Below are 3,095 nucleotides of genomic sequence, written 5' to 3'. Positions count from 1 at the left end.
GATAAAAGCATTACATGCTTATATCTCCCCAAATCTTTTTAAAAATTCCAGGATAAAAAAATTACCCGCTTATATCTTCGCTAACTATTTATAATCCCAAAACATAAAATCAGGCTAATCAGCATAATCATCATAATCCTGAGTCAGACAACCTCCGCTTAAAGCGCATTCGACGGTCTGTCGGCAGCAGCCTTACCGAAGCTGAGATTGGGTTTGTTACCCATTTTTACTACCAGCATTCCACCCTTCACTATATCCTGGTGGGTGATAAAGCTTTTCGTATATGGTTTACCGTTAAGCGTAGCGCTTTGAATGTAGATATTTTCTGCACTGTTATTGATGGCCTGAACAGTGAAGGTTTTACCTGTACCCAGTTTGATGGATGCTTTGTCGAACAGCGGACTGCCTAATACATACACGCCACTGGCGGCGTTTTCAGGATAGAAGCCCAGGGAGGAAAATACATACCAGGAAGACATTGCGCCGCAGTCTTCATTACCTGCAAGACCTTCCGGCTGATCGAAGTAAAATTCCTTCATTACCTGTCTTACTTTTTCAGCGGTTTTCCACTGGTAACCGGAGAAAGCATACATATAGGTAACATGGTGACTTGGTTCGTTACCATGCGCATACATACCAATAAGACCGGAGATATCGCTGGATGCTTCAGCACCCATATCGCCTTTTGCTGTAAAGAGGCTGTCGAGTTTGCGGGTAAACGCGTCATCACCACCCATGAGCTGGATCAGGCCTTCCACATCCTGCGGTACCAGCCAGGTGTATTGCCAGCCGTTGCCTTCTGTGAAATCACCTTTTTCATGGATGGAGTTAAACGGATCATAAGGTGTTTTGAAGCTGCCATCGCTCATGCGCGGGCGTACAAAGCGAATGGTGCTGTCGAAATAATTGCGGTAATAGGCCGCGCGTTTTTTGTAGTATTCAAAGTCTTCTGTTTTACCCAGCTTCTTTGCCATGGCTGCAATGCACCAGTCGTCGATAGCATATTCCATGGCTTTGGAAACGGATTCGTATTCCTTATCTGCGGGGATATAACCCAGTTCTTTTACATATTTAAGCCCGAGGTCGTCGCGATTGGCAGTTACTTTCATGGCTTCGAAAGCTTCTTCCGCGTTGAATCCTTTAAATCCTTTCAGGTAGGCATCTACAATGGGAGGTACTGCATGGTAGCCCACCATACAGTTGGTTTCGTTGCCCATCAGCGGCCATACCGGCAACTTGCCTTGTTGTTTGTGAATGGCCAGCATTGAGTTCACGAAGCTGTTCACCTTTTCAGGATGCAGGATGGTAGCGAGTGGTGCGCAGGAACGATAAATATCCCAGAGAGAAAAAACGGAGTAGTTATCGAATCCGGGGTTAGAATATACTTTTTTATCGGTACCACGGTAGCTGCCATCGTGATCGTTGAACAGGGCAGGATCGATCATGGTGTGATACATGGCCGTATAAAACACGCGGCGGGCGGCTTCATCTTTTGTTTCAATACTTACTTTAGCCAGTTCCTTGTCCCATTTGGCGTTGGCGCTGTTAATGGTTTTGGTAAAATCCCATCCTGGTATTTCCGCCTTGATGTTAGCCAGGGCATTTTCACTGCTCACCGGGGAAATGCCTACTTTCAGCATTACCTGTCCGGGCGATTTATCGAACACGATCACGCCTTTGGCTTCTTTCGATTTTACTTCTTTCCCGCTTTGTTTATTATCTCCGTCAAATACCTGGAATTGTTTTACCGGTACATTGGATTTAATGGCAAACCAAAGGCGCTGGTCTACTGCCCAACCTTTGGAGTAGCGGTAGCCTTCAAGAGTATATTCATCTACCTGGCGGATAAATGTTTCTACCGGCGCATCCCATCCTATACCTTCTTTGAGGTCGATGATAATATTAGCCTGCTGGTTTTTTGGGAAGGTGTATTTATGAAAAGCCACTCTTTCCGAAGCGGTTAATTCAGCTTTGATGTTGTAGTCGTCCAGCTGAACGGCGTAATAGCCGGGGCGTGCGGTTTCCCTGTTGTGTGAATAATGGGAGCCATATCCGGAGGTTGGATTTTCCTGTGTGCCGCGATTGGTTCTCACATTACCTGTGTACGGCATAATGAGTACATCACCCAGGTCGCCGATACCGGTTCCGCTGAGGTGCATCTGGGAGAAGCCTATTAATACGCTGTCTGAATAATGATATCCTGAGCACCAGTCCCAGCCTTTTACAATATTGGTAGGACCGGTTTGTACTGCACCATAAGGAACGCTGGCGCCCACAAATACGTGTCCGTGTCCGCCGGAGCCGATATAAGGATCTACTGAAGCAACTGATTTACTTTCAACAAAGCCTGGTAATGGTGCTGACTTCCTCTGTGCATTTGTCTGAATGCCGTGAAACAGCATCGCAGATAACGCAAATGCGCTACCTATCTTGAATCCCGTGTTCATAATCAAAAACCTTTAATAATCCGGCAATTTACGCCCGGATTATTACTTTTTCAGTTAATTTTTTCACAATACCGTGGCTGGTTTCAATTCCCTGGCCGGCGTGGGGGAGACCTCTTTTTTCAGCAAATATTTCCGGGCATAGATATCATAGGCGATCATGAGCCATAAAACCAGGCAGGGCAAGGCTTTTATCGCATATGGTATAGCTATATGCTTCCTTACCCAGGGAGTTAGTACATCTGAATGAGAAAAACTGATCAGGATAATGGCAAAAAACATGAATATGTTATTCCTCCTGGTATACGGCTGCATTACGTACCAGATACAAACTGCCGGTAAAGCAATGATGTAGGTAGGCGATTCGGAGCTGGTGCTGAACAGTACGGGGAACATCAGTGTAGAACAAAGTATATACAGGCGATAGCGGGAGTTATAGCGGTCCTGCAGCCGGGTATACTGTAACAGGAAAAGCGCTATTGCCGGAATAAGCACCACGTTATTACTTAGTCCCGGCAGGTGGAATACCCTTTTAATAAAGCCTCCGGCAGATATATCCTGGAACAAGGTACTTACTCCTTCATTCAGTTCGTTTTTGTGTACAAGTGCCCCATACCAATCAAAGTAGCATTGAATAATATACTGGGGAGA

General features: G+C 45.7%; 2 protein-coding genes. Both read right to left on the bottom strand.

Annotation, left to right across the window (positions count from 1 at the left end):
• Positions 1–158: 158 nt before the first annotated feature.
• Positions 159–2,447 (bottom strand): GH92 family glycosyl hydrolase, encoded by a 2,289-nt coding sequence (locus tag VN105_RS09905; RefSeq protein WP_325640350.1) that lies wholly within the window; start codon positions 2,445–2,447, stop codon positions 159–161.
• Between the two features lie 63 nt (positions 2,448–2,510).
• A partial coding sequence (locus VN105_RS09900) for a hypothetical protein (protein WP_325640349.1) occupies positions 2,511–3,095 on the bottom strand: 585 nt, incomplete at its 5' end.

Origin of the sequence: Chitinophaga sp. (genome assembly GCF_035564935.1) — a bacterium.
In the GTDB taxonomy this organism is placed as follows: Bacteria; Bacteroidota; Bacteroidia; order Chitinophagales; family Chitinophagaceae; genus Chitinophaga.
Note: the sequence above shows the minus strand (reverse complement) of the source record. Positions and strands in the feature narration are given on the sequence as shown.

Coding starts and splice junctions, on each gene's coding strand:
- VN105_RS09905 (WP_325640350.1), bottom strand. CDS start 2,447: ATGAACACGGGATTCAAGATAGGTAGCGCATTTGCGTTATCTGCGATG.